32 protein-coding genes are annotated in these 26,386 nt (G+C 62.8%); 2 read left to right on the forward strand and 30 right to left on the reverse strand.

Annotation, left to right across the window (positions count from 1 at the left end):
- Positions 1 to 31 precede the first annotated feature (31 nt).
- The 5 genes from HMPREF9153_RS02170 to secY form a co-directional block, all read right to left on the reverse strand.
- The gene (locus HMPREF9153_RS02170) at positions 32 to 2,128 is read right to left on the reverse strand and encodes a prolyl oligopeptidase family serine peptidase (protein ID WP_237726240.1); all 2,097 of its coding nucleotides are present in this window, start codon (positions 2,126 to 2,128) and stop codon (positions 32 to 34) included.
- Between the two features lie 35 nt (positions 2,129 to 2,163).
- Positions 2,164 to 2,406, reverse strand: coding sequence for an endonuclease domain-containing protein (locus tag HMPREF9153_RS12920; protein ID WP_323808914.1), 243 nt, complete (start codon positions 2,404 to 2,406; stop codon positions 2,164 to 2,166).
- An 898-nt stretch (positions 2,407 to 3,304) separates the two neighbouring features.
- Complete coding sequence (gene map / locus HMPREF9153_RS02180; protein WP_004809029.1) at positions 3,305 to 4,144, reverse strand: type I methionyl aminopeptidase; 840 nt, start codon at positions 4,142 to 4,144, stop codon at positions 3,305 to 3,307.
- Between the two features lies 1 nt (position 4,145).
- On the reverse strand, positions 4,146 to 4,715 hold the full coding sequence (locus HMPREF9153_RS02185) for an adenylate kinase (RefSeq protein ID WP_004809030.1): 570 nt from the start codon (positions 4,713 to 4,715) through the stop codon (positions 4,146 to 4,148).
- On the reverse strand, positions 4,712 to 6,034 hold the full coding sequence (gene secY, locus HMPREF9153_RS02190; protein WP_004809031.1) for a preprotein translocase subunit SecY: 1,323 nt from the start codon (positions 6,032 to 6,034) through the stop codon (positions 4,712 to 4,714). The genes HMPREF9153_RS02185 and secY overlap by 4 nt, the downstream gene beginning before the upstream one ends.
- Before the next feature lie 170 nt (positions 6,035 to 6,204).
- On the opposite strand from secY, the gene HMPREF9153_RS02195 reads away from it, so the two are divergent.
- Complete coding sequence (locus tag HMPREF9153_RS02195) at positions 6,205 to 6,858, forward strand: hypothetical protein (protein WP_023031876.1); 654 nt, start codon at positions 6,205 to 6,207, stop codon at positions 6,856 to 6,858.
- A gap of 158 nt (positions 6,859 to 7,016) precedes the next feature.
- The gene (locus tag HMPREF9153_RS02200; RefSeq protein ID WP_004809033.1) at positions 7,017 to 7,655 is read left to right on the forward strand and encodes a hypothetical protein; all 639 of its coding nucleotides are present in this window, start codon (positions 7,017 to 7,019) and stop codon (positions 7,653 to 7,655) included.
- Positions 7,656 to 7,735: 80 nt separating this feature from the next.
- On the opposite strand, the gene HMPREF9153_RS02205 is transcribed toward HMPREF9153_RS02200, so the two are convergent.
- From HMPREF9153_RS02205 to rplC, 25 genes are all read right to left on the reverse strand, one after another.
- The gene (locus HMPREF9153_RS02205; RefSeq protein WP_036901420.1) at positions 7,736 to 9,442 is read right to left on the reverse strand and encodes an ABC transporter family substrate-binding protein; all 1,707 of its coding nucleotides are present in this window, start codon (positions 9,440 to 9,442) and stop codon (positions 7,736 to 7,738) included.
- A 208-nt stretch (positions 9,443 to 9,650) separates the two neighbouring features.
- Positions 9,651 to 11,363: an ABC transporter family substrate-binding protein gene (locus HMPREF9153_RS02210; RefSeq protein WP_004809035.1), complete on the reverse strand. Its 1,713-nt coding sequence runs from the start codon at positions 11,361 to 11,363 to the stop codon at positions 9,651 to 9,653.
- Between the two features lie 270 nt (positions 11,364 to 11,633).
- Positions 11,634 to 13,766, reverse strand: coding sequence for an ABC transporter ATP-binding protein (locus tag HMPREF9153_RS02215; RefSeq protein ID WP_004809036.1), 2,133 nt, complete (start codon positions 13,764 to 13,766; stop codon positions 11,634 to 11,636).
- The gene (locus HMPREF9153_RS02220; protein WP_004809037.1) at positions 13,763 to 14,770 is read right to left on the reverse strand and encodes an ABC transporter permease; all 1,008 of its coding nucleotides are present in this window, start codon (positions 14,768 to 14,770) and stop codon (positions 13,763 to 13,765) included. Before HMPREF9153_RS02220 ends, HMPREF9153_RS02215 begins: the two co-directional genes overlap by 4 nt.
- A 12-nt stretch (positions 14,771 to 14,782) precedes the next feature.
- Complete coding sequence (locus HMPREF9153_RS02225; RefSeq protein WP_004809038.1) at positions 14,783 to 15,766, reverse strand: ABC transporter permease; 984 nt, start codon at positions 15,764 to 15,766, stop codon at positions 14,783 to 14,785.
- A gap of 329 nt (positions 15,767 to 16,095) precedes the next feature.
- The gene (gene rplO / locus HMPREF9153_RS02230) at positions 16,096 to 16,536 is read right to left on the reverse strand and encodes a 50S ribosomal protein L15 (RefSeq protein WP_004809039.1); all 441 of its coding nucleotides are present in this window, start codon (positions 16,534 to 16,536) and stop codon (positions 16,096 to 16,098) included.
- A 1-nt stretch (position 16,537) separates the two neighbouring features.
- Positions 16,538 to 16,720 carry a 50S ribosomal protein L30 gene (gene rpmD / locus HMPREF9153_RS02235; protein WP_004809040.1) on the reverse strand — a complete coding sequence of 61 codons (183 nt, stop codon included), beginning with the start codon at positions 16,718 to 16,720 and terminating at the stop codon, positions 16,538 to 16,540.
- Positions 16,720 to 17,367: a 30S ribosomal protein S5 gene (gene rpsE, locus HMPREF9153_RS02240; RefSeq protein ID WP_004809041.1), complete on the reverse strand. Its 648-nt coding sequence runs from the start codon at positions 17,365 to 17,367 to the stop codon at positions 16,720 to 16,722. The genes rpmD and rpsE overlap by 1 nt, the downstream gene beginning before the upstream one ends.
- A gap of 24 nt (positions 17,368 to 17,391) precedes the next feature.
- Positions 17,392 to 17,775 carry a 50S ribosomal protein L18 gene (rplR, locus tag HMPREF9153_RS02245; RefSeq protein ID WP_004809042.1) on the reverse strand — a complete coding sequence of 128 codons (384 nt, stop codon included), beginning with the start codon at positions 17,773 to 17,775 and terminating at the stop codon, positions 17,392 to 17,394.
- A 1-nt stretch (position 17,776) separates the two neighbouring features.
- Positions 17,777 to 18,319: a 50S ribosomal protein L6 gene (gene rplF, locus HMPREF9153_RS02250; RefSeq protein ID WP_004809043.1), complete on the reverse strand. Its 543-nt coding sequence runs from the start codon at positions 18,317 to 18,319 to the stop codon at positions 17,777 to 17,779.
- A 28-nt stretch (positions 18,320 to 18,347) separates the two neighbouring features.
- Positions 18,348 to 18,755 carry a 30S ribosomal protein S8 gene (rpsH, locus tag HMPREF9153_RS02255; protein WP_004809044.1) on the reverse strand — a complete coding sequence of 136 codons (408 nt, stop codon included), beginning with the start codon at positions 18,753 to 18,755 and terminating at the stop codon, positions 18,348 to 18,350.
- A 165-nt stretch (positions 18,756 to 18,920) separates the two neighbouring features.
- Complete coding sequence (locus HMPREF9153_RS02260) at positions 18,921 to 19,106, reverse strand: type Z 30S ribosomal protein S14 (RefSeq protein ID WP_002515981.1); 186 nt, start codon at positions 19,104 to 19,106, stop codon at positions 18,921 to 18,923.
- Positions 19,107 to 19,113: 7 nt separating this feature from the next.
- Positions 19,114 to 19,746, reverse strand: a complete 633-nt coding sequence (gene rplE, locus HMPREF9153_RS02265; protein WP_004809045.1) for a 50S ribosomal protein L5 — start codon at positions 19,744 to 19,746, stop codon at positions 19,114 to 19,116.
- On the reverse strand, positions 19,743 to 20,111 hold the full coding sequence (gene rplX, locus HMPREF9153_RS02270) for a 50S ribosomal protein L24 (RefSeq protein WP_004809046.1): 369 nt from the start codon (positions 20,109 to 20,111) through the stop codon (positions 19,743 to 19,745). Before rplX ends, rplE begins: the two co-directional genes overlap by 4 nt.
- A complete protein-coding gene (gene rplN, locus HMPREF9153_RS02275; protein ID WP_004809047.1) occupies positions 20,112 to 20,480 on the reverse strand; it encodes a 50S ribosomal protein L14 in 369 nt (122 codons plus the stop codon).
- 619 nt (positions 20,481 to 21,099) lie between these two features.
- Complete coding sequence (gene rpsQ / locus HMPREF9153_RS02280; RefSeq protein WP_004809048.1) at positions 21,100 to 21,372, reverse strand: 30S ribosomal protein S17; 273 nt, start codon at positions 21,370 to 21,372, stop codon at positions 21,100 to 21,102.
- A gap of 2 nt (positions 21,373 to 21,374) precedes the next feature.
- A complete protein-coding gene (gene rpmC, locus HMPREF9153_RS02285) occupies positions 21,375 to 21,623 on the reverse strand; it encodes a 50S ribosomal protein L29 (protein WP_004809049.1) in 249 nt (82 codons plus the stop codon).
- A complete protein-coding gene (gene rplP, locus HMPREF9153_RS02290) occupies positions 21,623 to 22,042 on the reverse strand; it encodes a 50S ribosomal protein L16 (RefSeq protein ID WP_002516060.1) in 420 nt (139 codons plus the stop codon). Before rplP ends, rpmC begins: the two co-directional genes overlap by 1 nt.
- 1 nt (position 22,043) lies before the next feature.
- Positions 22,044 to 22,856 (reverse strand): 30S ribosomal protein S3, encoded by an 813-nt coding sequence (rpsC, locus tag HMPREF9153_RS02295; protein ID WP_004809050.1) that lies wholly within the window; start codon positions 22,854 to 22,856, stop codon positions 22,044 to 22,046.
- A 1-nt stretch (position 22,857) separates the two neighbouring features.
- Positions 22,858 to 23,319, reverse strand: a complete 462-nt coding sequence (gene rplV, locus HMPREF9153_RS02300) for a 50S ribosomal protein L22 (protein WP_004809051.1) — start codon at positions 23,317 to 23,319, stop codon at positions 22,858 to 22,860.
- 17 nt (positions 23,320 to 23,336) lie between these two features.
- Positions 23,337 to 23,618: a 30S ribosomal protein S19 gene (gene rpsS / locus HMPREF9153_RS02305; RefSeq protein ID WP_002544164.1), complete on the reverse strand. Its 282-nt coding sequence runs from the start codon at positions 23,616 to 23,618 to the stop codon at positions 23,337 to 23,339.
- A gap of 15 nt (positions 23,619 to 23,633) precedes the next feature.
- A complete protein-coding gene (rplB, locus tag HMPREF9153_RS02310) occupies positions 23,634 to 24,470 on the reverse strand; it encodes a 50S ribosomal protein L2 (protein ID WP_004809052.1) in 837 nt (278 codons plus the stop codon).
- Positions 24,471 to 24,496: 26 nt separating this feature from the next.
- On the reverse strand, positions 24,497 to 24,805 hold the full coding sequence (rplW, locus tag HMPREF9153_RS02315) for a 50S ribosomal protein L23 (RefSeq protein ID WP_004809053.1): 309 nt from the start codon (positions 24,803 to 24,805) through the stop codon (positions 24,497 to 24,499).
- Positions 24,802 to 25,707 (reverse strand): 50S ribosomal protein L4, sunset domain variant, encoded by a 906-nt coding sequence (gene rplD, locus HMPREF9153_RS02320; protein WP_004809054.1) that lies wholly within the window; start codon positions 25,705 to 25,707, stop codon positions 24,802 to 24,804. Before rplD ends, rplW begins: the two co-directional genes overlap by 4 nt.
- On the reverse strand, positions 25,704 to 26,375 hold the full coding sequence (gene rplC / locus HMPREF9153_RS02325; RefSeq protein ID WP_015582162.1) for a 50S ribosomal protein L3: 672 nt from the start codon (positions 26,373 to 26,375) through the stop codon (positions 25,704 to 25,706). Before rplC ends, rplD begins: the two co-directional genes overlap by 4 nt.
- Positions 26,376 to 26,386 lie beyond the last annotated feature (11 nt).

Consider the following 26,386-nt stretch of genomic DNA (forward strand, 5'->3'; position numbering starts at 1 on the left):
CAGGCCGTGCCGGCAGAGAACCGAGACGAGGTCAGAACCGCGGTGTCAGGCCGGTGAACTCAGCGATGAAGGCGAGTTTGTCAGCGGACGCATTGACGCGGGAAGCACGGGGACGCCCGGCACCATGACCCACCGACTGGTCGATGCGGGTGAGGATCGGGGCGTCCCCTCCCTGGGCTCGCTGCAGGGTGGCGGTGAACTTGTGGCTGTGGGCCGGCACGACGCGATCGTCGTGGTCACCGGTCATGACGAGGGTCGCCGGGTAGTGGCGTCCCTCCCTCACGTTGTGCAGCGGCGAGTAGGCCAGCTCGACCTCGAAGTCGTGGGCGTCCTCCGGGTTGCCGTAGTCCGACATCCATGCAGCCCCCGAGGAGAACTTGTGGAACCTCAGCAAGTCGAGCACTCCGACCTCGGGAACTGCCGCAGCCAGCAGGTCAGGACACTGGGTGAGCACGGCACCGACCATCAGACCACCATTGGAACCACCACTGATTGCCAGGGTGTCTGGGTTCGCCAGTCCGGCATCGACGAGGTCAAGGAGAACGGCGATGTGGTCGTCGAAGACGTGCTGCTTGTTGTCGAGAACACCGTCGCGGTACCACTCGGCTCCGAACTCGCCACCGCCACGAGCGTTGACCAGGGCGACCGCACCGCCGGCCTCCATCCACGCCTGCCACAGAGGGGAATGGGTGTTGGTGATGGTGATGTCAAATCCGCCATATCCGTAGACGATGGTCGGCAGGGGCCCGGTCGCGTCGTTGGACTCGTCGCGCATGTACCAGTAGGGCACCTGGGTGCCGTCGACACTCGTGGCATGACGACGTTCCACACCGGCATGGAACTGGCCAACCTCGGCGGACTGAATCTTCTCCAACTCACCGGATGCGGCGTCGAGGTGGTAAACGACGTTCGGGCTGCTCGGGCCCGTGGCGTGAATGAACACGTCGGGTTGGTGCTCGTCGGGAGCGGTGAGATGGACGTCACCAGCCTCGATGTCGATGTCACCGAGATGCTCCCCCGAAGTAGACCATCGGCTGATGCGCGGCGAGACGTCAACCATGTACACGGCGACGAGGATCTCCCCGGCCAGGACCACCGTCGACAACGGGTACTCCGAGGACTCAATGACCTCGCTCGGAGTTGGTTCGTCCGCCGCAAGGTCGATGGCGACGAGTCGGTAGGTCGGGGTGGTGTCGTCGGTGAGGACGAAGAACGTTGAGCCGACGATGCCGACGGGATGATGACTCGCGTCAGCCTCGGCAATGCGACGCCCTTTCTCGACCACGGAGTGTCCGTCGACGAGGTGATGACGGAAGACCGTCAGTCCGCTGTTGTGGGAGGTGCCGATGATGTCGCTGATGACCACCCAGCCCTCTCCGGTGCGGTTGCCGTTCTCGTCGGTTTCGTGACTGATCCCACCCCAGTAAAAGGTCCCCTCCGGGCCAGCCGGAAGCACCTCGGTCCGCTCACCAGTGTCGGTGCGGACCATGACGAGACGTGGGTCGCCCGCGGCCTTGGTGACCGCGGTCTCGCCGGTCTCCTCGTCCGGGAAGTCCAGGACGAGCAGGCTCACTGAATCCGGGAACCAGCTGACCGTACTGAACTTGGTATGGATTCCGGGGTCGCGCTCCTCGCCGGTGGCCAGGTTGCGGAGGGTGAAGGAGGTCCAGTCCGAGCCGGCCGCCGAGCTCGCCCACGCCAGGGTTAAGCCGTCGGGGCTAATGGCCGCATCCTTGAGGGAGGTCGTGCCGTCCTCGGACCAATCGTTGGGATCGAGGAGAGTGATGGGACGATCGAACAGGTCGCGCCAGTCCCCGGCCGCCTGCACCACTGGCTGGGCGGCATCACCGTCGTCGTGCCACATGAGATAGCGACCGCCACAGTGCTTGTCGATCGTGTCGCCAGGAAGGGAGTACAGCTCAGCGAGTCGGTTGCGAAACGCCTCCCGAGTTCTCAGCATGGCGAGGGCTTCCTCAGTGAAGGCCCGCTGTCGTTCCACCCAGTCGACGGTGTCAGGGGAATCGGCGTCCTCGAGCCAGCGGTACGGGTCCTCGATGGTGTGCCCGTGGAGGATCTCGACAACGTCGTCACGGCGAGTCTGTGGGACAGGGCCTGTGGCAAAGCTCATGGCAGACATACAACCACCCTCGTCAACCCCTGTTGTCAGGCTGCCCGGACACGACCCAGGTGGTCACCGGCACCGACGATCTCCAGAATGTGCTGCTCGACGCGCTCCCAGTCGTACATGACCTGGTGCCAGGTGATCCGGACGACGAGATAGCCGCGGGAGACGAGTTCAAGATCACGACGACGATCGTTGGAATATGCGGAGGCATCCGTGTGGTGTGCCACCGAATCGACTTCGATGACGAGCCGGCTCCCCACCAGCATGTCGACTCTCCCCACGCCATCGATGCTGGCCTGAGTTCTCACTGGGAGACCGAGGCGGCGTAACCGGCATCGGACCAGGGACTCGGCACCTGAGTCGGCCCAGCCGAGGTCGGGAAGGATGCGCCGACCCGCCGGTATCGGCGAAAGACACTCCTCAAGCCGTTCGCAAGTGAGTATCCCTTTCCGCAGCACAGAGTCGAGGACCGCCACGGCTTCATCATGATCGAGGCAGCGCACGACTGACTGCACGGCAATGTCGGGCGGATCGACCGCCATGATGGGGGCAGCGCGGCGAGGCGCGGGACAGGAACGAACAGCCGGGGACAATGGTTCGCGGTGACCCCGGCAATGGATCTGCGAATCGAGCGGCGACCAGACCCCGATCATCTTCAGAGCACTGACACACCCCAGGACGCCTCCTGCCCTCACCGCGGTGACGACGTCGTGGTCGGCATCCGGTAGGGCCCACCAACCCATTCTCAGCCAGCTGAGTTCACCCCTCTTCTTCGCTGACCGGATCGCTTCACGATCGAGGCCGAAGCACGAAAGCACACCTGTGGACACCACACCGCCAGGGCAGAGCTCGGATGGCACACCATGGCTCACAACATCAGAAGTTCTCACATTGACAGTTATCGTCAGCGCAAGCCGGATCCTTCACTTGTCCACAGGTATTTTTTGGTGCGGCGGTTGGCTGTTACGTGGGGACAACTACACGGAGCTGCCAAAAATTAGGGCAAACACACGATGTTCACGTTGCCAAGCGCAGTTTTTGGCAGCTCCGTGTAGTAACGACGAGTTCCGAACCTGGTTGAGCCGCAGAGAATGCCAGATAGGGCGTGTCGACCCTCTACCCCCACAAAACAGTGGTCGCCGGGACCAACGTCCCGGCGACCACCACAAGAACTCAATCTCAGTCAAGAGGCCCGTACGGCACTCCGCGCTTCTCGAGTTCGGCCTTGCCGCCGTCGGGTTCGGACAACACCCACAGACCCTTGCTGGTCACGGCAACGGTGTTCTCCCAGTGGCTGGCCCATGAGCCGTCCACTGTGACAACCGTCCACTCGTCGTCCAGGGTGGCAGTGTCCTCCATGCCGAGAGTCGCCATCGGCTCGATGCACAGCACCATGCCTTCGACGATCTTCGGGCCACGTCCAGCTCGGCCCCAGTTGGGGACGTCCGGATCCATGTGCATCTCGGTGCCAATCCCGTGGCCGGTGTACTCACGGATGATCCCGTAATCACGGTCGTGGGACTCCAGGGAGGCCTGTACAGCAGCGGAGACGTCACCGATGCGAGCACCGGCCGCGACCTTGGCAATGCCAGCCCACATGGACTCACTGGTCACCTCGGACAAGGTCCGGGCCTCCTCGCTGACGTCTCCCACCAGAACCGTTCGGGCAGCATCACCGTGCCACCCGTCGACGATGGCTCCGTAGTCGATGGAGACGATGTCGCCGTCCTTGAGCTCGCGATCACCGGGGATGCCGTGGACAATGGTCTCGTTCGGGCTCACACATGCCACGCCCGGATAGGGCGGCAGGCCCCAATCTCCCCCGTAATTGAGAAAGTTAGACCCCGCGTTGTGACGCTCGAGCACCTCGCGGCCGGCCCGGTCGATGTCGGCGGTGGTGGCCCCAGGCACGGCAACCGCTCTCATGGCCTCCAAACCCTCGGCGACGACCAGCCCCGCCCGACGCATCTTGAAGATCTGGTCGGGTGTCTTGATCTGGAATCGATTGCGGCCCAGCACGTCAGTTCTTCGAGTCGAGAGCAGCGAAGATGCGCTGGCGCACCTCGTCGATCTCACCGACGCCGTCAACCGGAACGAGAATGCCGGCCGAGCGGTAATGCTCCAGGAGCGGCTCGGTCTGGGAGGAGTAGACCTTCATACGGTTGCGAATGGTCTCCTCGTTGTCGTCGGTACGTCCCTCGATCTCAGCACGCTTCAGCAGACGCTGGGTGAGCAGCTCGGGGTCGACGTCGAGGCTGATGACTGCGTCGAGCTCCTGACCGTGCTCCTTGAGATAAGCGTCGAGGGCCGCGACCTGATGCATGTTGCGGGGGTAGCCGTCGAGCAGGAAGCCGTTGGCGGCGTCGTCCTGGTGGAGGCGATCGACGACGATGGCGTCGGTCAGCTCGTCGGGGACGAGGTCGCCGGCATCCATGATGGCCTTGACCTTCTTGCCCAGCTCAGTGCCGTTCTTGATGTTGGCACGGAACATGTCGCCGGTGGAGATCGCGGGCACGGAGCAGTGCTCAGCGATGGCGGTGGCCTGAGTTCCCTTGCCTGCGCCCGGGGCGCCCATGATCAGCAGTCTCATGATGACAGGAATCCTTCGTAGTGTCGTTGCTGCAACTTGCTTTCGACCTGTTTGACGGTGTCCAGCGCCACACCCACGATGATGAGGATGCTCGTACCTCCGAACGGGAAGTTCTGGTTCGCCTTGAGGTACACGAACGCGAGCGTCGGGATCATCGAAATGAGGCCCAAGTACAAGGACCCAGGTGCCGTCAGCCTCGACAACACATAGGCCAAGTAGTCCTCGGTGGGCTTCCCGGCCCGGATGCCGGGAATGAATCCACCATACTTCTTCATGTTGTCACTCATCTCGACGGGATCGAAAGTGATGGCCACGTAGAAGTAGCAGAAGAAGATGATCAGCAGGAAATAGACGATGTTGTAAATCGGGTGGTCACCACGTGTGAAGTAGTGACCAATCCACTTTGCCGCGTCGGTCTGCGGTCGGAAGGTGGCGTAAAGCACCGGAAGGTACAGAATCGACGAGGCGAAGATGACCGGGATGACGCCGGACTGGTTCACCTTCAGCGGAATGTAGGTCGTCGAGCCGCCGAGCATCCGGCGCCCGACCATCCTCTTCGCATACTGCACCGGGATGCGTCGCTGGCCCTGCTCGATGAAGACAACGGCTGCCATGACGAGCAGGCCGATGACGATCACCAGGATGAACACGAACCAGGCGTGGGCCTGGCCGGCACCGTTACGGGCAACTTTGATGGCCCACAGGGAGTCAGGAAAGCGAGCAGCGATCTGGGTGAAGATCATGATCGACATGCCGTTGCCGATACCGTGCTCGGTGACGAGCTCACCCATCCACATGACGATCGTCGTGCCTGCCGTCATCGTCAGGATCATGACGATGATCTCGAAGATCGAGGTGGAGTACACGACCGGCAGGGCGCAGCCGGTGAACAAACGCCCCGAGGTTGCCAGGGTGACGAAGGCCGTCGCCTGCAACAGGCCGAGCACCAGGGTGAGGTAACGGGTGTACTGGGTGATCTTGTTCTGGCCGGACGCACCCTCCTTCTTGAGGGTCTCCAGCTTCGGGATGACGACCGTCAGCAGCTGCAGGATGATCGACGCCGTGATGTAGGGCAGGATGCCGAGCGCGAAGATCGCCAACTTCAGCAGGGCGCCACCCGAGAACAGGCTGATCATCGAGTACAGACCGGCAGAGGATCCGGAACTCGCCTGGCTGACGCACGTGTTGATGTTAGACACGTTGACGTTCGGGACGGGGATGACGGACCCGAGCCTGAAAACCGCCAGGATGAAGAGCGTGAACAGGATCTTGCGGCGAAGATCCGGCGTTCTGAAGGCATTGGCGAAGGCGGAAAGCATCCGGGCCCTCTCCCATCTCGTGGACTACTGACTACGCAGATTCAACCCCCATGACGCGCTGCAGGCAAATGTCTGGGAGCATGGACACAGCGGGGGTAGCCTATCAACTCACGACGGTAATACCCACGTCGCCGCACACCACCACTTGTCTGACCCCCGTCTGGAGCGCCATGAGACCGCCGATCATCATCTCCTCGCATCGAGGACGAATCGGCGTCGGGATCGTCCTCGCGGTGATCATCGTGCTGACGATTCTCGACCTCATTCGATCCGGTCTGGCTGGATTGACGAACCTGCCCGCCCTGCTGCTTTTCGTGTGGCTGACGTGGATCATTTGGGGAGTTGCCGAAATTCGGATCAATGACGATGGGGTGACCGTCGTCAATCAATTCCGAATTTGGGACGTTCCCTGGCGTCGAATTACCGAAGTCACCGGGCGTTGGGGGCTGGCGCTGACGGCCGAGCGTCGCCCTGACGCCGAAGGGATGCGCAAGCCGCGCACGATCTCGGCGTGGGCTGCGCCGGCACGCGGCACGGCCACCGCAATGAAGGGCAATGTCGACCACGTCCCGCAGGTCATCGTCGGTTCCGAGCTTCCGATGAGGTGGTCGCTGGATTCCCACTCGACGGCTCGTCTCATCGAGATGGAGAGGATCGAGCGTCGTCCCATGGCCAGGGCGACGGCTGCGACGCAGACCAAACAGGGGCAGGACCAGAAGAAGCCCAAGGACGGGATGTCTCGTGACGGAGAAATTCAGGTTCACCCGAACTGGATGACGATCTGCATCACGGTTGTGCTCGTCGCTGCCGTCATCATCATCTGACGGGGTCCTTCCCCCGATCGTCCCTCGGATCGTCCGACAGCCCTGCCCCATACCGGCGTCTGAGACAATCAATCGAACGAATACTCCCCACTGCGGCTGATCGTCATGTGAGTATTCCTGAAACCGACAACCGGCGAGCACTCCCGACCATAGTGGGAGTGCTCGCCGCTCTATTGTTTGCGACCCTGGCCATCGTCTTCCCGGTCCCCGCACACGCCGCTCCCTCACCGAGCGCCGAAACTGGGCAGACGAAAGCCATTGACGACTGCCTCAGCGCCAACAACGTCTGGGTCTTCGTCATCACAGATGACCAGAAAGTGCTGTCCAACCAGTGCGTCGACTCGCCATCCACCGGCGCCGACGCCCTCAAGAAGGCCGGAATTACCGTCGGCAAGAACAAATCCAGTCTCATCTGCACGATGAACAACCATCCCGAAACCTGCCCCAAGACCTTCAACGGTCAGTACTGGGCGTATTACCACGCCTCCGGCGCCGGGGCTGCGTGGGATTACTCGGAGAAAGGTGCCGACCAGTACAAGCCGGCACCCGGATCGATCGAAGGCTGGTGCTACAACAAGCCAAAGACCAAGTCCTGCACTCCCCCCAAGTTGGCCGCCGGGAGCGCCGATGGCGCCTCTTTCCAGCTGACCGGCGACAACACCAAGAAGACCCAGAACGCCGACACGTCGTCAGACAATGGCTCCAAGTCCGGGCCTGTTGCCACGATCGTCGTCATTGCCGTCGTGGCCATCGCCCTCATCGTCGCACTCGTCGTGCGTCGCCGCCGTCAGTCCTGACACATACCGCGACAAACCACGGTGATAGCGGGGCCGGGGGATCCGTCCCCGGCCCCGCTCTCATACGTGAGAGCTCATCGTCACTTCTGGAAACCGATGTTCTCTGCGTGCACGGTCTGGAAGGTCGCAGCACCGTAGTTCGCCAGGTTCTTCGGAACCGCGGTGAAGGAGATGCGACGGTACAGCGGAAGGGTCATGACGTTGTCCCAGATGATCCTGTCGGCCTGGTTGGTCAGCTCACGACGCTTCGAGACATCCGACTCGGCGTCAATGCTGGGAATGCGCTTCTCGATCTCAGGATCGATCAGCTGGGAGAAGTTGGACTGCGACGGCTTCTTGGAGCCCTCGGCGGAGGCGCCGTAGATCTGACGGACGTTGGCCATCGGGTACGGGGTGCCGTTCCAGGCAAAGGCAATCACGTCGAAGGAGTGGCTGCTCAGCGTCTGGGTGAAGGAGTCACTCGGGGTATTGACGAGGTTGACCTTGACGCCGATCTTCGCCATGTCCTGCTTGAACAGCGCACCCTCGTTCTCGGAGGTGGGCACACCGGTCAGCTGGGCATAGTTGATCATCAGGGTCTTGCCGTCCTTGACGCGGTAGTCACCCTGCTTCTTCCAACCGGCATCCTCGAGCTGCTTCTCGGCAGCCTTCGGGTCGTACTTGTAGTCCCCGGAGTTGTCCTTGTAGCCAGCCTGACCGGGCATGAAGAAGTGGTTGCCGAGCATGAGGGTGTCCGGGTTGACGGGTATGCCTGCAAGGTCGGACTTGGCGATGGCTGGGCGGTTGATGCCCTTGACGATGGCCTGACGCACCTTCTTGTCAGACAGCATGGTCGACTTGGTGTTGAAGGTGAAGTGACGCCACTGCAACGACCCGGCCTGACGCATCTCGGCGTCGGGACGCTTCTTCGCCGTCTGGTAGCCGTCCTTCGTGATGATGCCCGACGCGGCGTCGATCTCCCTGTTGGCGAAAGCCTTGGTCTGAGTGGCGTTGTTCATCGCCTTGAAGGTGACGGTGTCAAGCTTCGACTTCTCGCCCCACCACTTGTCATTACGCTTGACGGTCAGGGTCTTCGAGGCCTGGTCAGCCTTCGTCGGAATGAACGGTCCGGCGAACCAATCCGGGTTCAGCTTTTTCCATCCCTCGTTGAAGGTAGCGGCGTCCGTCGCCCCTTCCTTGGGCAGAACGCTGCTCAGGGTCGCCGTCCAGTCGGGATAGGTACCCTTGAAGGTAATGACGACGTCGGTGTCCTTGTCGCCCTTCTCCACCGAGGTGATCTGGTTGAAACCATCGGTGCTGGCCGGCAGGAAGCCAGGCTCAGAACCGTTGTTGGCCTTCCAAGTGGCTTGGTAATCCGAGTAATCGATGGTACGACCGGAATTCCACTTGGCCTTCGGGTTGAGGTGCAGGGTCACGACCTGTTTGCCGCCCTTGGTCTCCACATCGGTCGAGGAGATGTAGTTCGGGTTCGGCTTTGGAGTGCCGTCCTCAGCAATGTCAAAGTTCTGGACGCCGACAAAGTTCCAGATCGTCGCTGAGAGGTCAACAGTGTTGCCATTGACGTTCATGGGATTCCATCCCGTCGGAAGCTGCTCAATGGCCAGGCGCAACGTGCCACCGTCCTTGAGCTGGCTCCGGTCAGCCACGTTGAGCTGGGCCATCGGGGCCGACTCCGACGTCACCCCTGACTGCTTGCTTCCGCCGGACTGGTTCTTCTGTCCGCACCCGGTGAGTGCCATGGCCGACACGGCCAGCAGCGCCACAGGGGCCACGATCGCCTTGCGCAAGATGTCCTCCAGTGAAGTGAATGGCAGGACGCTCCTGCCACGATCCGGCTTCTTCGTCGGAAACCGGACATCACACCTTACGAAACCACCATTGGAGCCGCGAAACCACCCCCGGCCATGCGATTCTCCGAAATCGCCTGTGCAAGACATGAGAAGGGCCCGACAACTACCATTGCCGGGCCCTTTCCGGGTCAATAACCCATCAAGCTCACTTGACGTAACCGATGTCCTCGCCACGGGTCCTCTGGAAGGTCGCGGAACCATAGTTCGCCAGGTTCTTCGGGGCGCCGGAGAACATGATGCGCCGGTACAACGGCAGCACCATCACATCGTCCCAAATGTGCTTGTCGGCCTCATTGGTGAGTTCGCGTCGCTTGTTGACGTCCATCTCAGTGTCGATCTGCGGGATGAGCTTCTCAACCTCGGGATCGATGATCTGGGAGAAGTTGGACTGCGACGGCTTCTTGGAGCCCTCAGCAGCAGCGCCATAGATCTGACGGACGTTGGCCATCGGGTACGGGGTGCCCTGCCAAGTGAACGCGATGACGTCGAAGGAGTGGTTCGTCAGCACCTTCTGCATATCGCTGGACGGAGTGTTGACAAGGTTGACCTTAACCCCGATCTTCGCCATGTCCTGCTTGAACAGCGCACCCTCATTCTCGGAGGTGGGCACACCGGTCAGCTGAGCGTAATTGACGGTGAGGGTCTTGCCGTCCTTGACGCGGTAGTCACCCTGCTTCTTCCAACCGGCATCCTCGAGCTGCTTCTCGGCAGCCTTCGGGTCGTACTTGAAGTCTCCGGAGTTGTCCTTGTAACCAGGCTGGCCCGGCATGAAGAAGTGGTTGCCGAGCATCACCGAGTCGGCCTGAACTGGCAATCCCGCAAGATCGGACTTGGCGATGGCCGGACGGTTGATGCCCTTGACGATGGCCTGACGAACCTCTTTGTCCGAGAGGCTCGCCGACTTGGCGTTGAAGGTGAAGTGGCGCCACTGCAGCGAACCGGCAGCACGCATGTCGGCGTCATCACGCTTCTTGGCCGTCTCATAGCCATCCTTGGTGATGATGGTGTCGGCGACGTCAATCTCCTTGTTGGCGAAAGCCTTCGTCTTGGCAGCGTCCTCCATCGCCTTGAAGGTGACGGTGTCAAGCTTCGCCTTGTCGCCCCACCACTTGTCATTACGCTTGACGGTCAGGGTCTTGGAGGCCTGGTCGACCTTGGTGGGGGTGAATGGGCCAGTGAACCAGTCAGGGTTCGGGGTCTTCCAGCCGGAATTGAAGGTATTGGGGTCAGAGATCCCTTCCTTCGGCAACACACTGCTCCATGTCGCTGTCCAGTCGGGATAAGTCGCCTTGTACTTGATGACGACGTCGGTGTCCTTGGCACCCTTCTCAACCGACGTCACCTGGTTAAAGCCGTCGGTGGTGGCGGGAAGGAACTTGTCGTTCTCACCGTTGGAGGATTTCCAGGTGGCCTGGTAGTCCGTATAATCGATAGTGCGACCCGAATTCCACTTCGCCTTCGGGTTGAGGTGCAACGTGACAACCTGCTTGCCATCCTTGGTGTCCACCTTGACCGACTCGATGTAGTTCGGATTCGGCTTCGGAGTGCCATCCTCGGCAATATCGAAGTTGTTGACACCGATGAACTGCCAGATAGTTGGCTGCAGGTCAACTGAGTTGTTGTCGACCTGCATCGGGTTCCAGCCCGTCGGCAAGGTGGTAATGGTCAGGCGAAGGGTGCCACCGTCCTTGATCTGGTCACGGGGCTTGATGTTCAGGGCAGCCAGCGGCGCACTCGCCGACGTGGCCTTGTCGCTCTTGTTCTGGTCGCCGCCGGACTGGTTCTTCTGTCCGCAGCCAGTCAGGGCAAGCGAGCCCACTGCCAGAGCAGCCACTGCGGTCGTCAAGGTCTTACGCACGGTAAACCTCCGGAAAGTTGAGGATCCTGGGTGGATCGGGATGGCATGAGCTTGGCACTCATGACCCGGACCGACCAGCGCAAACGGCCCCAGAATGCGGTTTCGTTATGAAATCTTGACCTTTCCTTGATCCAACCGTGATTCTCGTCAAGGTCACACCCGCCCATCGGTCAAGGTGCCGATGAGACCACCAGGTGGGCCCTGAACATGACGCATGGGGTGACGTCGTCGCAACGGCACCACCCCATGTCAGGGACTCACTGCAGAGTCTCAGAACACCCGGATCTCCTCAGGGAAGTGACATGCCGTGCGCCGGTCGATGTCCGGCTGCGGGTAGAACAGCTCGGGACGCTCCCCCATGCACGTGGCCTGGGAGGCCTCGTCGAGCTCCTTGAACTTTGGGCAGCGAGTGTGGAATGGACACCCGGGCGGCGGCGCGGCCGGTGACGGCAGGTCGCCCTCCAGCAAGATGCGGTGGCGGTTGTGCTCCTTGGACGGGTCGGGCACCGGGATGGCCGACAACAAGCCCTGGGTGTACGGGTGCATCGGGTGGTCGAAGACCTCCGAGACCTCGCCCAGCTCGACGATGCGCCCCAGGTACATGACGGCAACACGGTTAGCGATGTGGCGAACCACCGACAGGTCGTGGGCGACGAAGAGATAGGACAACTCCAGCTTCTCGCGCAGGTCCTCCAACAGGTTCAACACACCAGCCTGAATCGACACGTCGAGGGCCGAGACCGGCTCGTCGAGCACCAGCAACTTCGGGTTGAGGGCCAGTGCACGGGCAATACCGACACGCTGTTTCTGGCCACCGGAGAAGTTCCGCGGGTAGCGGTTGGCGTGAGCGGGCTCCAGGCCGACCAGGGCCATCAGCTCGTCGACCCGCTCCGCGATCTTGTTCTTCGGGTAACCGTTGTACTTCAGCGGCTCGGCGATGATGTCGGCAATCGGAAGACGCGGATCCAGGGATGCCATCGGATCCTGGAAGACCACCTGGAGGTCCTGACGGGTCTCCTTACGATCCTTCGCATTCATCCTGGCCGCGTCACGGCCCAGGACGACGACGGTACCCGCCTCCGGCTTGGCCAGCTCGAGAATCGACATGATTGTCGTGGTCTTGCCACAGCCAGACTCACCCACCAGGCCGAGGGTCTCGCCCTTCTTGATCCGGAAGGAGATGCCGTCAACGGCATGAACGGTGCCAACGCGCCTCTTGAAGACCGCACCCTTCATGAGCGGGTAGGTCTTGACCAGGTCCTTGACCTCCAGGACGTCCTCGAGGGCCTCGCGGTCGGAGGTCCCTAGCGCTGCCTTGAAGCGGCTCTTGTGCTCCCCGACCTGCGGGTAGATCTCCGCGTACGTGCGGTCGATGAGCTCGGCGTGCCGTATGCAAGCGGCCTCGTGCTTGTCCAGGTCGGTGGGCGTCAGCTCGGGCTCGGCCTGACGACAGGCATCGATCGCCATCGGGCAGCGTGGCGCGAAGGGACAGCCCGGCGGCAGGTTCAGCAGGGAGGGCGGGTTGCCCTCGACCGGGGTCAGCGGCTCGTCCTTGTCGAGGTCAGGACGAGGCAGGGATCCCAGCAGACCGATGGTGTACGGGTGACGGGAGCGGTAGAACAGCTCGTCGACGTTGGCCCGCTCGACGATGCGACCGGCGTACATGACGGCCACCCGGTCGGCCAGACCAGCAACGACACCGAGGTCGTGGGTGATCATGACGACACCGGCGTGGGTCTCACGCTGGGCCACCCGCAGCAGATCGAGAATCTGCGCCTGGATGGTCACGTCGAGAGCCGTCGTCGGCTCGTCGGCGATGATGAGGTCGGGGTCGTTGGCGATCGCCATGGCGATGACGACGCGCTGACGCATACCACCGGAGAACTCGTGCGGGAAGGCCTTAGCACGAACTTCCGGGTTGGGGATGCCGACCATGTCGAGCAGCTCGAGGGCTCGGGCCCAGGCGTCCTTGTCGGACATGTTCGAGTGGACCTGAAGAGCCTCGACGATCTGGTCACCGATCGTGTACACGGGGGTCAGGGCGCTCAGCGGGTCCTGGAAGATCATGGCGACCTTCTTGCCTCGCACGTCCGACATCCAGTTGTCGTCACGTCCCAGCAGCTCGGTGCCGTGAAGCTTGATGGACCCCTCGACGCTGGCACCCTCGTCCAGCAGGCCCATCACCGACATCGAGGTGACGGACTTACCGGAACCAGACTCACCCACCAGGCCGACGACCTCGCCGGCATGAACGGTCAGGTTGACTCCACGCACGGCGTGGACGACGCCGTCCTCGGAGGGGAAGCGGACGTTGAGGTCCTTGATCTGCAGGACCGGCACACCCTCCTGACGTTCGGGAAGGGCGTCGGACAGGTTGGCCGCAGTGGCAGTTTTCTTGCTCATGCCTTACCACCAGACTTGGAGGAGGGATCGACGGCGTCACGCAGGCCGTCACCGATGAAGTTGACGCTCAGCAGCAGGATCACCAGCACACCGGCCGGGAACATGAACAGCCACGGTGAGGTCGTGACCGCCGTCATGCCGTCACCCAGCAGAGTGCCCAGGGAGGTCTCCGGCTTCTGCACGCCGAAACCGAAGAAGGAGAGCACCGTCTCGCTCATGATGGCCGCGACCACACCGAGGGTCAGGTCGATGATGAGGTAGCTGGCGATGTTCGGGATGACGTGCTTAACGATGATCGTGAACGGCGGCACCGACATGAAACGAGCGGCCGTGACGTAGTCGAGATTGACCACCGACAGGGTCATGGCGCGGACCACACGGGCCGACAGCATCCAGCTGAATGCCGACAGCAGAACGATCAGCAGGGCCGTCGAGGTGCTCTTGCCGGAGGTGTGCTGGCTCAGGATGGCGATGATGAGGAAGGACGGGATCACCAACAGCAGGTCGATGAACCACAGGATGATCTTCTCCGCCACCTTGCCGAAGTAGGCCGCGGCCGAACCGATGAGGGCGGCCAGGGTCTCGACGATGAGTGCGACGCAGAAACCGATGATGAGCGACTTGCGCAGACCCTCGACCGTCATGGCGAACAGGTCGAAGCCACCCTGGCTTGTACCGAACCAGTGGTACTGGTCCGGCGGCGCGAGGAAGGCGTTGTCATCAACCACCCAGTAGTCCCAGTTGGCGATGTACGGGCCGATGAGGGCCAGGAGGACGACGAGGGCGAGTCCGATGACACCGATCTTGGAGCCAACCGGACGCCAGAAACGGCGCAGGATCAGACGGCGACGCGACATGTGCTTGCCGTCACGCTCATTGCGTCCCGGCTTGTGCTTCTCGTTGCGCTCGGCAGCACTCAAGGCATCGGGACCTTTGATGGGGGCGCAGGGACCCGTCTTCGGGGTGTTGAGCTCAACGCTGAAGTTGTTGGTGGGTTCAGACATGACGGCTCCTCCTCATCGAGCCCGGACACGCGGATCGATGACCGCAATGAGGATGTCGGACAGAAGGGCACCCGTCAGGGTGCAGAGGCCGGAGAAGGCGACGACCGCGACCGAACCGTTGATGTCGTTCTGCTGAATCGACATCACGGAGTAGGAACCGACACCGTTCCAGGCGTAGACCTGCTCGGAAATGGTGGCACCGACGAAGATGTTGGCCACGCCGAAGGCGAAATAGGTGGCCATCGGGATGATGGCGTTGCGCAGCGCATGGTGACGGATGGCGCGTCCCTTGCGAAGACCCTTGGCACGTGCGGTACGGACGTAGTCAGCACCGAGGGTGTCGAGCATCAGGTTGCGCTGGTACCGCGAGTAGCTCGCCAGGCTCAACGCCGACAGGGAGATCGTCGGCAACAGCAGGTGCTGCATACGGCTGAGCAGCTCGGCCCCGAAGTAATTGCCGTGAGATCCGACCTCACCGATGAACTGGAAGAACTGCGTTCCGGTCGCCTGGTTGATGTGAATGGCACCGAGCTGCAGCAGGACCGCCAACACCATCGTCGGGGTCGAGATGAGCAGCAGACACAGGAAGGACACGATTCGGTCAGCGGCCGAGTACTGGCGGACGGCCGACCAGGCACCGACAGCGACACCGCCGACCATGCCGATAATCGTTCCACAGATCACGAGACGGACGGACACACCGATGCGGGTGCCAATCAGCGAGTTGATCGCGTCACCATGTGGGGTCCAGCCCCAGTTCCAATGCAGGAACACCATCTTCAACCACCGTTCGTACCGCACCCAAATGCTGGTGTCGGGGTTGATGTTGTAGTTGGTCAGTGACTGGTTGATCGCCGTCCAGTTGAGCTTCGGATTCGTCTGGTCGAAAGCGTTGCGCGGGTCCAGGGCGTACGAGGCGAGCAGGTATGCGAAGGAAACCGCAATGAACAACAGCACGACGTAATTGATGAGGCGACGCACCACGTATCTGAGCACGATCGTCCTTTCTCACAGTGTGCAGACCTGCCGGGAGGGCAGGTGGGCCGCCGGCGAGTGTGGCTGGGGAGTGACCCTGTCGGTAGTTTCTACCGCTGCACACGATTCGGCATGGGGTCATCTCGGCACGCAGGCCGTTTTGGTGCGTGTGATCTTACACACACCAAACCCCTGGGTTTGTCTGTTGAGACCAAAAGGGCAACGCATTTCGTCATTGCAAATGCACTGCACGGGCATATGACAGGAGGGACGGGAAACTGTGATGTTTCCCGTCCCTCACACGTCATTCGGTCGTGTTCACGACGTCACTTGATACTTGCAGGTTGACCTCAGCGCTTGGTGACGCTGCCGCCGGCCTTCTCGATCTTCTCCTGGGCCGACTTGGACCAGGCGTCGACGACGAGGTCAACCTTGACGGTCAGCTCGCCGGTTCCGAGAACCTTGACGAGCTCGTTGTCACGGACGGCACCGACGGCGACGAAATCGTCGACGGTGATCTTGCCGCCCTTGGGGAACAGGGCCTCGACCTTGTCCAGGTTCACGACCTGGTACTCGGTGCGGAACGGGTTGTGGAACCCGCCCAGCTTCGGGGCCTGCATGTGAATCGGCATCTGGCCGCCAGCGAAGAACTCGGGCACGTTCTTGCGTGCGCCGGTGCCCTTCGTACCGCGACCAGCGGTCTTGCCCTTGGAACCCTCACCACGGCCAACACGGGTCTTGGCCTTGTGGGCACCAGGAGCGGGCTTGAGATCATGGAGCTCAATAGCCATGTCAGTCCACCTCTTCCATGGTGACGAGGTGACGAACGGTCTGGACCATGCCGCGGAACTCCGGGCGATCCTCCTTGATGACCGTGTCACCGATGCGCTTCAGCCCGAGGCTGCGCAGGGTCTCGCGATGATTCGGCTTCGTGGAGATGCCGGACTTGATCTGGGTGATCTTCAGCTTGCTCATCAGTTGACCCCTGCCTTCTCCTCCATGCGGGCAGCAGCAGCGGCCTCGTCGGCCTCCTTACGGGCACGAAGCATGGCTGCCGGGGCGACGTCCTCAACGGACTTGCCACGGCGACGGGCAACCTCTTCGGGCTCCTCGAGCTGCTGCAGCGCGGCAACGGTGGCGTGAACCACGTTGATCGCGTTGGAGGAGCCAAGAGACTTGGCGAGCACGTCCTGCACGCCGGCGCACTCGAGAACGGCGCGGGCCGAACCACCGGCGATGACACCGGTACCGGGGGAAGCCGGACGCAGCAGGACGACGCCGGCAGCCTTCTCACCAATCACCGGGTGGGTGATGGTACGACCGACCAGCGGCACCTTGAAGAAGTGCTTCTTGGCCTCCTCGACGCCCTTGGCGATGGCCGCGGGCACCTCCTTGGCCTTGCCGTAGCCGACGCCCACGGTGCCCTCGCCATCGCCCACGACGACCAGCGCCGTGAAGCTGAAGCGACGGCCACCCTGGACCACCTTGGCGACGCGGTTGATCGCCACGACGCGCTCGAGATATTCATTCTGATTGCGGTTGCGATCGTTCTGGCCACGACGGTTGTCACGGCCACGACGCTCACCACCTGCACCGCCACCGCGGCGCTGGGTTCCACTCATCGTTGCTCACTTGCCTTTCGTGGGTCAGAAGTCGAGACCGGCCTCGCGGGCCGCATCGGCCAGCGCGGCGATCCGCCCGTGGTACTGGTTCCCGGCCTTGTCGAAGACGACCTTGTCGATGCCAGCGGCCTTGGCGCGCTCACCGATGATGGTGCCAACGCGGGCAGCCTTGGCGGTCTTGTCCCCGGACATCTCGCGCAGCACAGCCTCCATGGTGGAAGCCGACACGAGGGTGTTTCCGGCAACATCGTCGATGACCTGGACGAAGACGTGCTTCGACGAACGGGTCACGACCATGCGGGGACGCTCGACGGTCCCGAAGATCTTCTTGCGACCACGGGCCTGGCGACGAGCACGTGCCTTGGCGCGGTCGGACAGGCTCTTGCGAACAGTCAGGGTGCTTGCCATGTCACTTACCTGCCTTTCCAACCTTGCGACGGACGTTCTCGCCCTCGTAACGCACACCCTTGCCCTTGTAGGGCTCCGGCTTGCGAATCTTGCGGATGTTGGCCGCGGTCTCGCCGACGACCTGCTTGTCGATGCCCTGGACCGAGAACTTGGTGGGGTTCTCGACGGCGAAGGTGATTCCCTCCGGGGCGTCGACGATCACCGGGTGCGAGAAGCCGAGGTTGAACTCGAGCTGCTTGGGACCCTTGGACATCACGCGGTAACCCACGCCCTGGATCTCCAACTTCTTCTCGTAGCCCTCGGTCACACCGATGACCATGTTGTTGATGAGAGTACGGGTGAGGCCGTGCAGCGAGCGGTTCTCACGCTCGTCGTCCGGACGCTCAACGAGGATCTCTCCCTCATCATTCTTGCTCACGGTGATGGGCTCGCGAACGGTGAAGTTCAGGGTTCCCTTCGGACCCTTCACCTCCACGTCCTGCCCATCAAGCTTCACCTCGACACCGGACGGGACGGCGATGGGAAGCCTGCCAATGCGCGACATTGATTACTCCTATCTGTCTCGTCGACGGTCACCACACGTAGGCGAGGACTTCCCCGCCCACGGACTTCTCGTGGGCCTGCTTGTCAGTGAGCAGCCCTTGAGAGGTGGAGATGATGGCAATGCCCAGGCCGCCGAGCACCTTCGGCAGGGCGGTGGACTTGGCGTAGACGCGAAGTCCGGGCTTGCTGATACGGCGAACGCCAGCGATGGAACGCTCACGGCTCTCGCCATACTTGAGGGTGAGGGTCAGGGTCTTGGCGACCTCGCCCTCCTTGGGTTCGTTGACCTTGTAGTCGGCGATGTAGCCCTCCGACTTGAGGATCTCGGCGATTCCGGCCTTGATCTTCGAGTGAGGCATCGACGTCTGGTCGTGGTACGCCTGGTTGGCGTTACGCAGACGAGTCAGCATGTCTGCGATCGGGTCAGTCATGGTCATGGCTGGTTTGGCCTCTTTCTCACAACGGTTTCCCTGCTGCCGTCCTCCCCTGGGGCGTCCGGCTCGGGGACCTTCTGTGTTGTTCAGGTGTTTGTGGGGCGGGTTACCAACCCGCCGGGGCCTGGTAGGGCCCGTGGATCTGCATCCTTGACGGACGCGCGCTGGTCACCAGGAGGACTTGGTGACACCCGGGAGCTGACCGGCGTGGGCCATCTCGCGCAGGCAGATTCGGCACAGGCCGAACTTGCGGTACACCGAGTGCGGACGACCGCAGCGCTGGCAACGGGTGTAAGCACGGACACCGAACTTGGGCTTGCGGGCCGCCTTGACCTTCAGAGCTGTCTTGGCCATCAGATCCTCACTTCTTTTTCTTCTTGGCGTAGTAGGCGGGACCGCGCTTGGTCTTCGCCTTCTTCGGGTCATCCTTCGCCTTGAACGGGAATCCCAGGTGCTTGAGCAGGGCCTTGCCCTCCTCGTTCGTCTGCGCGGTGGTCACGAAGGTGATGTCCATGCCACGGACGCGGTCGATCTTGTCCTGGTCGATCTCGAGGAACATGACCTGCTCGGACAGGCCGAACGTGTAGTTGCCCTTGCCGTCGAACTGGTTCGCGTTGAGCCCGCGGAAGTCACGGATACGGGGCAGGGCCAGGGTCAGCAGGCGGTCAGCGAACTCCCACATGCGGTCACCACGAAGGGTGACGTGGCAACCGATGGGCTGTCCCTCACGCAGCTTGAACTGAGCGATGGACTTGCGGGCCTTGGTGACCTGCGGCTTCTGGCCGGTGATAGCGGTGATGTCGCGAACGGCACCGTCCATGACCTTGGAGTCGTGAGCGGCGTCACCAACACCCATGTTCACCACGATCTTCTCGAGACCGGGGATGAGCATCGGGTTCTTGTAGTCGAACTCCTCCTGCATGGCAGGACGGATCTGCTCGCGGTACTGCTTCTTCAGACGAGGCATCTCGTGCGCGAAGGTGTCGGTGCTCACTTGGCCTCCTCCTTCTTGAGGTAGCGGACGCTGCGCTGAGCGGCGTACTCGGAGCCGTCAGGACGACGCTTGGTGACGTCCTCACGACGGTAGCCGACACGGGTCACGACGTCCTTGCCGTCGATCTTCGTCACGAGCTGGACGTTCGAGACGTGGATCGGGGCCTCGGACTGGATGATTCCGCCCTTGGTGGTGCCGCCCTGCGGGGTGGGCATGTCACGACGATGGTGCTTACGAATGTTCACACCCTCGACGACGACGCGCTCACGGGCCGGGTCCACCGAGAGAACCTCACCGATGGTGCCCTTGTCGTTTCCGGCGATGACCTTGACACGGTCACCCTTCTTGATGTTGAGGGACTTCACTCAGATCACCTCCGGGGCGAGCGAGACGATGCGCATGAACTTCTTCTCGCGCAGCTCGCGGGCGATGGGGCCGAAAATACGGGTGCCACGAGGCTCCCCGTCGTTCTTGAGAAGCACGGCGGCGTTCTCGTCGAACTTGATGTAGGACCCGTCGGGACGGCGGTGCGACTTCACGGTGCGAACGACGACGGCCTTGACGACCTCGCCCTTCTTCACGTTTCCGCCGGGGATGGCGTCCTTGACGGTGCACACGATGGTGTCACCGAGGTAGGCGTAGCGACGCTTCGATCCACCGAGAACACGGATGCAAAGGAGCTCCTTCGCACCAGTGTTGTCGGCGACCTTGAGTCGCGTCTCCTGCTGGATCATGTCTTCTCCTTTGTCCCACTGGTTCCCTCCCGGGCCTGGTAGGACTGTTGAACACGAACCCCCTGGATTTTGCCAGGGGGCAACCCGTACCTCAGGGGGTACGCGGTTGTCGTCCGCGAGAGGTCCCGCCACCCTCGGGCGGCGCACGATGGCCTCCGTCTCCGTGGAGTCGGAGGCTCCGTACTGTGCTTGAAGGTGGGCACAGTCGCAAGACAACTTGAGCAGTCTAACTCTCTTCGGCCGGGATAGCGAATTGGCGGTGGTCTGGTGTAGTGGCGGCGTCTGAGTTCTTCCCAGCCGGATCACGGTCGGGCCCAACCCGTCACCCGGGAACCATCACAGGGGACGACTGTTGGAAAATGGCGCAGGTGGGGCGGCACAACTGACACAGCTGGCTCAGGGGCTCACGACGAGGCAAACCACACCAGTCAAGTGGCCCGCACTCGTACCCCGACCACCACTCCTCCCCCTCTCTCCCCCACGCGCGCGCAACAAGGCGCCATGCTGAATCTCGACAAGCGCGGCCCGGATACTCTCCCCCACGCGCGCGCAACAAGGCGACCCACCCTCTCGGATGGGTCGCCTTGCAGCAAAACCTGGTGATCAGCTCACCAGTGGGTCACTTGGCCTTCTCGACGATCTCGAGCAGACGCCAGCGCTTGGTGGCGGACAGCGGACGGGTCTCCATGATCCGCACGCGGTCTCCCATGCCGGCTTCGTTCTTCTCGTCGTGAGCCTTGAGGCGCACAGACTTGGTCATGACCTTGCCGTACAGCGGGTGCTTGACACGGTCCTCGACCAGGACGGTGATCGTCTTGTCCATCTTGTCGGACACGACCAGTCCCTCACGGACCTTGCGGCGGGTCGTCCGCTCAGCGGTGTTCTCGCTCATGCTCAGGCCTCCTTATCGTTCTCGGGATTGGCAGCGTCGGGATCATCGACGATGTTGAGGTTGCGCTCCTGGAGCACGGTGTAGACGCGAGCGATGTCCTTGCGGACCTCACGCAGGCGAGCCGTGTTCTCGAGCTGGCCGGTCGCCGACTGGAAACGCAGCCCGAACAGCTCCTCCTTGAGTTCGCGAACCTTGTTGCGCAACTCTTCACCGGAAAGCTGGCGCAGCTCAGCAGCAGAAAGCTTGGGCATCAGTTGTCACCGCCTTCACGGGAGATGAAACGAGCCTTCATCGGCAGCTTGTGGATGGCCAGACGCATGGCCTCGCGGGCCACGTCCTCCGGCACACCCGACAGCTCGAAGAGAACTCGTCCGGGCTTGATGTTGGCGATCCACCACTCAGGCGTGCCCTTACCGGAACCCATACGGGACTCGGCGGGGTGTTTGGTCATCGGGCGGTCCGGGTAGACATTGATCCACACCTTTCCACCACGCTTGATGTAGCGGGTCATGGCGATACGAGCGGCCTCGATCTGACGGTTGGTCAGGTACCCACCCTCGGTGGCCTGGATGCCGTAGTCACCAAAGGCCAGCTGGGTGCCGCCCTTGGCAGCGCCAGTCCGCTTGGGATGGTGCTGCTTGCGGTACTTCACTCGACGAGGAATCAACATGTCAGGCTCCTGCGTTCTCGGTCTGCGGGGCCGGGGTCTCGGCGGACTGCTGCTTGGCGGCCTCGGCGCGACGACGTCCACCGCGACGGTCGGGACGATCGCCCCGGCCACGGCGGTTGCCACCGCGTCCACCGCGACCGCCCTGGGCGGCCTGGCGAGCAGCCTTCTGGGCAGCGCGCTCGGCACGGGTGCCGGTGACGTCGCCCTTGTAGATCCACACCTTGACACCGATGCGGCCGAAGGTGGTGCGGGCCTCGAAGAAGCCATAGTCGATGTCAGCGCGCAGGGTGTGCAGCGGCACACGGCCTTCGCGGTAACCCTCGGAACGGCTCATCTCGGCACCGCCCAGACGACCGGAGCACTTGATACGGATACCAAGCGCGCCTGCGTTCATGGCGGACTGCTGAGCCTTGCGCATGGCGCGACGGAAGGCGACACGAGCCGCGAGCTGCTCGGCGATTCCCTGGGCGACCAGCTGGGCATCGGTCTCGGGGTTCTTGACCTCGAGGATGTTCAGCTGAATCTGCTTGCCGGTGAGCTTCTCCAGCTCACCGCGCACGCGCTCGGCCTCGGCGCCATTGCGCCCGATGACGATGCCCGGGCGGGCGGCGTAGAGGAAGATGGTCACGCGCTCGGAGCGACGCTCGATCTCGATGGACGAAATACCGGCGCGCTCCAGGTTCTTGTGGAGCCACTCCCGGATCTTGACGTCCTCACCCACGAGCTCGGCGTACTGCTTCTCGGCGTACCAGCGGGTCTTGTGATCGGTCGTCACACCGAGACGGAAACCATGGGGGTTGATTTTCTGGCCCATGTCAGGCTCCCTTCTCGGTCTCGGACTTGGCTGCAGCCGCCGGGCGACCCTTCTTGGCCTTCTTGGGGGCCGGACGGGCGTCCTTGGGCTCGACAACCACGGTGATGTGGGCGGAGCGCTTCAGGATTCGGCTGGCGGATCCCTTGGCGCGGGGACGGATGCGGCGCATGGTGACGCCCTCGTCGACGAAGGCCTGCGAGATGTACAGGTCTTCGGCGCGCAGACCCTCGGTCTGCTCGGCGTTGGCCATGGCCGAGGCGACGACCTTGCGAACCGGCTCAGCCGCGGCCTGCGGCTGGAACTTCAGCATGGCCACCGCGTCAGCGGCGTCCATCCCGCGAACCAGGTCGACGACGCGACGACACTTGCTGGCGCTCATCCGGACGTGACGCGCGATGGCGTACGAGCCGGGGCGATCGCCGAGCAGGGCGGCGCGACGGCTGGGCCTCTCAGTGTTGCTCATGAATCAGATCCCTCTCGTCAGCGCCTGCGCGCCTTCTTGTCGTCCTTCACGTGACCCTTGAAGGTTCTGGTCGGGGCGAACTCTCCGAACTTGTGCCCGACCATCGACTCGGTCACGAAAACCGGGACGTGCTTGCGACCGTCGTGCACGCCGATGGTGTGCCCGATCATGTCGGGGGTAACCATCGATCGACGCGACCAGGTCTTGATGACGTTGTGCGTGCCCGCCTCGTTCTGGGCAGTGACCTTCTTGGCCAGATGCTCGTCGACGAAGGGGCCCTTCTTCAGACTGCGTGGCATGTCTCAGACTCCCAATCAGCGCTTCTTGCCGGACTTGCGGCGACGCACGATGAGACGGCTGCTCGCCTTGTTCTTGTTACGGGTACGACCCTCGGGCTTGCCCCAGGGGCTCACCGGGTGACGACCACCAGAGGTACGACCCTCGCCACCACCATGCGGGTGGTCGATCGGGTTCATGACCACACCACGGACGGTCGGGCGGATGCCCTTCCAGCGGTTACGGCCGGCCTTGCCCCAGTTGATGTTGGTCTGCTCGGCGTTGCCGACCTCGCCGATGGTGGCGCGGCAACGGATGTCCACCATGCGCATCTCACCAGAGGGGAGGCGCAGGGTGGCGTACTTGCCTTCGCGGGCGACCAGCTGCACCGACGCGCCGGCGGAGCGACCCATCTTGGCGCTACCACCCGGACGCAGCTCCACGGCGTGAACCGTGGTACCGACCGGGATGTTGCGCAGCGGCAGGTTGTTGCCCGGCTTGATGTCGGCCTCGGGGCCGGACACCACGACGGTTCCCTGGCTGACGCCATCGGGGGCGATGATGTAACGCTTCTCACCGTCGGCGTAATGGAGCAGGGCAATGCGAGCAGTGCGGTTCGGGTCGTACTCGATGTGAGCGACCTTGGCCGGCACGCCGTCCTTGTCGTAACGCTTGAAGTCGATGATGCGGTAGGCCTGCTTGTGTCCACCGCCGATGTGGCGGGTGGTGATGCGGCCAGTGTTGTTGCGTCCACCGGTCTTGGGCTTGGCAACGAGCAGGGACTTCTCAGGGGTCGAGCGGGTGAGCTCGACGAAGTCCGACACGCTCGAGCCGCGACGGCCCGGAGTGGTGGGCTTGTGCTTGCGGATACCCATTGGTACTTCGTTCCTTCTCTCGCGGCTCAGGCGACCGGGCCGGTGAAGATGTCGATGCGATCACCCTCGGCGACGGTCACGATGGCGCGCTTGGTGTCGGGACGCTTGCCCATGCCGAAGCGGGTACGGCGTGCCTTGCCCTTGCGGTTCATCGTGTTAACCGAGGTGACCTTCACACCGAAGATCTGCTCGATCGCGATCTTGATCTCGGTCTTGTTGGCAGTCGGCTTGACCAGGAACGTGTAGGTGTTCTGGTCGAGCAGGCTGTAACTCTTCTCGGAGACGACCGGGGCGAGGATGATGTCCCGGGGATCTCGGATCTTCAGCTCGCTCACTTGGCGTCCTCCTTGTCGGAGTCAGACTTGACGGCGTTGACGAAGCCAGCGGCCTCAGCAGCCTCGGCGGAACGGAACCACACCTCAGCGATGGTGCGTCCGTACCAGGGCGACGTCGGGGCGTGGAACTTCTTGGAGTCCTCATTGCCCTTGATGTCGAATCCGGCCGGCGGGTTGTCTCCGCGGAAGGAGTCCTCACCGTAGGGATGCTGGTCCGCAACATTGGTCTCCGGGACCTCTGGCTCAGCGGCCAGGGCCTGGGTGCTGGCGCTGCGAGCACCGACGAAGGCGTCAAGTCCGGCCTGGCTGAACACGATGGTCCGCGCGTTGACGACGTCGTAGGTGTTGAGCTGATCGGCGGCCAGGACGTGGACCCCGTTGAGGTTGCGCACGGACAGCCAGGCGACCTCCTCGCTGCGATCCAAGACGACGAGCACCTTGCGGAGCTCGGCGAGACCGGAGAGGACGGCCTTGGCCTGCTTGGTCGAGGGCTTGTCACCGTCAACCAGGGAGGTCACGACGAAGATGCGATTGTCGCGAGCCATGTCGGACAGAGCGCCACGCAGAGCAGCAGCCACCATCTTCTTGGGGGTGCGCTGAGCGTAGGAGCGCGGCTGCGGACCGTGAACGGTGCCGCCACCGACCCACTGTGGTGCACGGGTCGAACCCTGACGGGCACGACCGGTGCCCTTCTGGCGCCACGGCTTCTTGCCACCACCGGAGACCAGGCCACGAGTCTTCGTGGCGTGGGTGCCCTGACGAGCAGCCGCGAGCTGGGCGATGACGACCTGATGGATCAGCGGAATGTTGGTGTTCGCGTCGAAGACGTCACCGGGAAGCTCAGCCGATCCGGCCTTCTTGCCCTTGACGTCAAGGACGTCGATGGTCTTGGTCTCATTCATGCGGCATCCCCATTCTTGGCGGCCTTCTTGGCGGCGCTGCGGACGACGAGCAGGGACCCCTTCGGGCCGGGAACGGCGCCACGGACCAGCATGATCCCACGCTCGGCGTCGACGGAGTGAACCTGCAGGTTCTGGACAGTCACACGCTCGGCACCCATGCGGCCAGCCATGCGGAGGCCCTTGATGACCTTGCCTGGCGTCGAGCAGCCGCCGATGGAGCCCGGCGAGCGGTGCTTGCGGTGCACACCGTGGGTGGCACGCAGGCCGCCGAAGCCGTGACGCTTCATGACGCCAGCGGTGCCCTTGCCCTTGCTGGTGCCGGTGACGTCGACGAAATCGGACTCGGAGAACACGTCAGCGGTGATCTCCTGGCCCAGGGTGTACTCAGAGGCATCGGCGGTACGCAACTCGACGAGGTGACGTCGAGGGGTCACGCCGGCCTTCTCGAAGTGGCCGGCCTCCGGCTTGGTGACCTTCTTGGCCTTGACGGCTCCGATGCCAAGCTGGACGGCGGAGTAGCCATCGGTCTCGGGGGTGCGCACCTGGGTGACGACACACGGCCCGGCCTGGATGACGGTCACAGGAACGAGCTTGTTGTGCTCGTCCCACAGCTGGGTCATGCCGAGCTTGGTGCCCAGCACGCCCTTGACAGTGCGTTCATTGGTCATGGTGCTCAACC

Origin of the sequence: Cutibacterium avidum ATCC 25577, assembly GCF_000227295.1 — a bacterium.
Taxonomy (GTDB): domain Bacteria; phylum Actinomycetota; class Actinomycetes; order Propionibacteriales; family Propionibacteriaceae; genus Cutibacterium; species Cutibacterium avidum.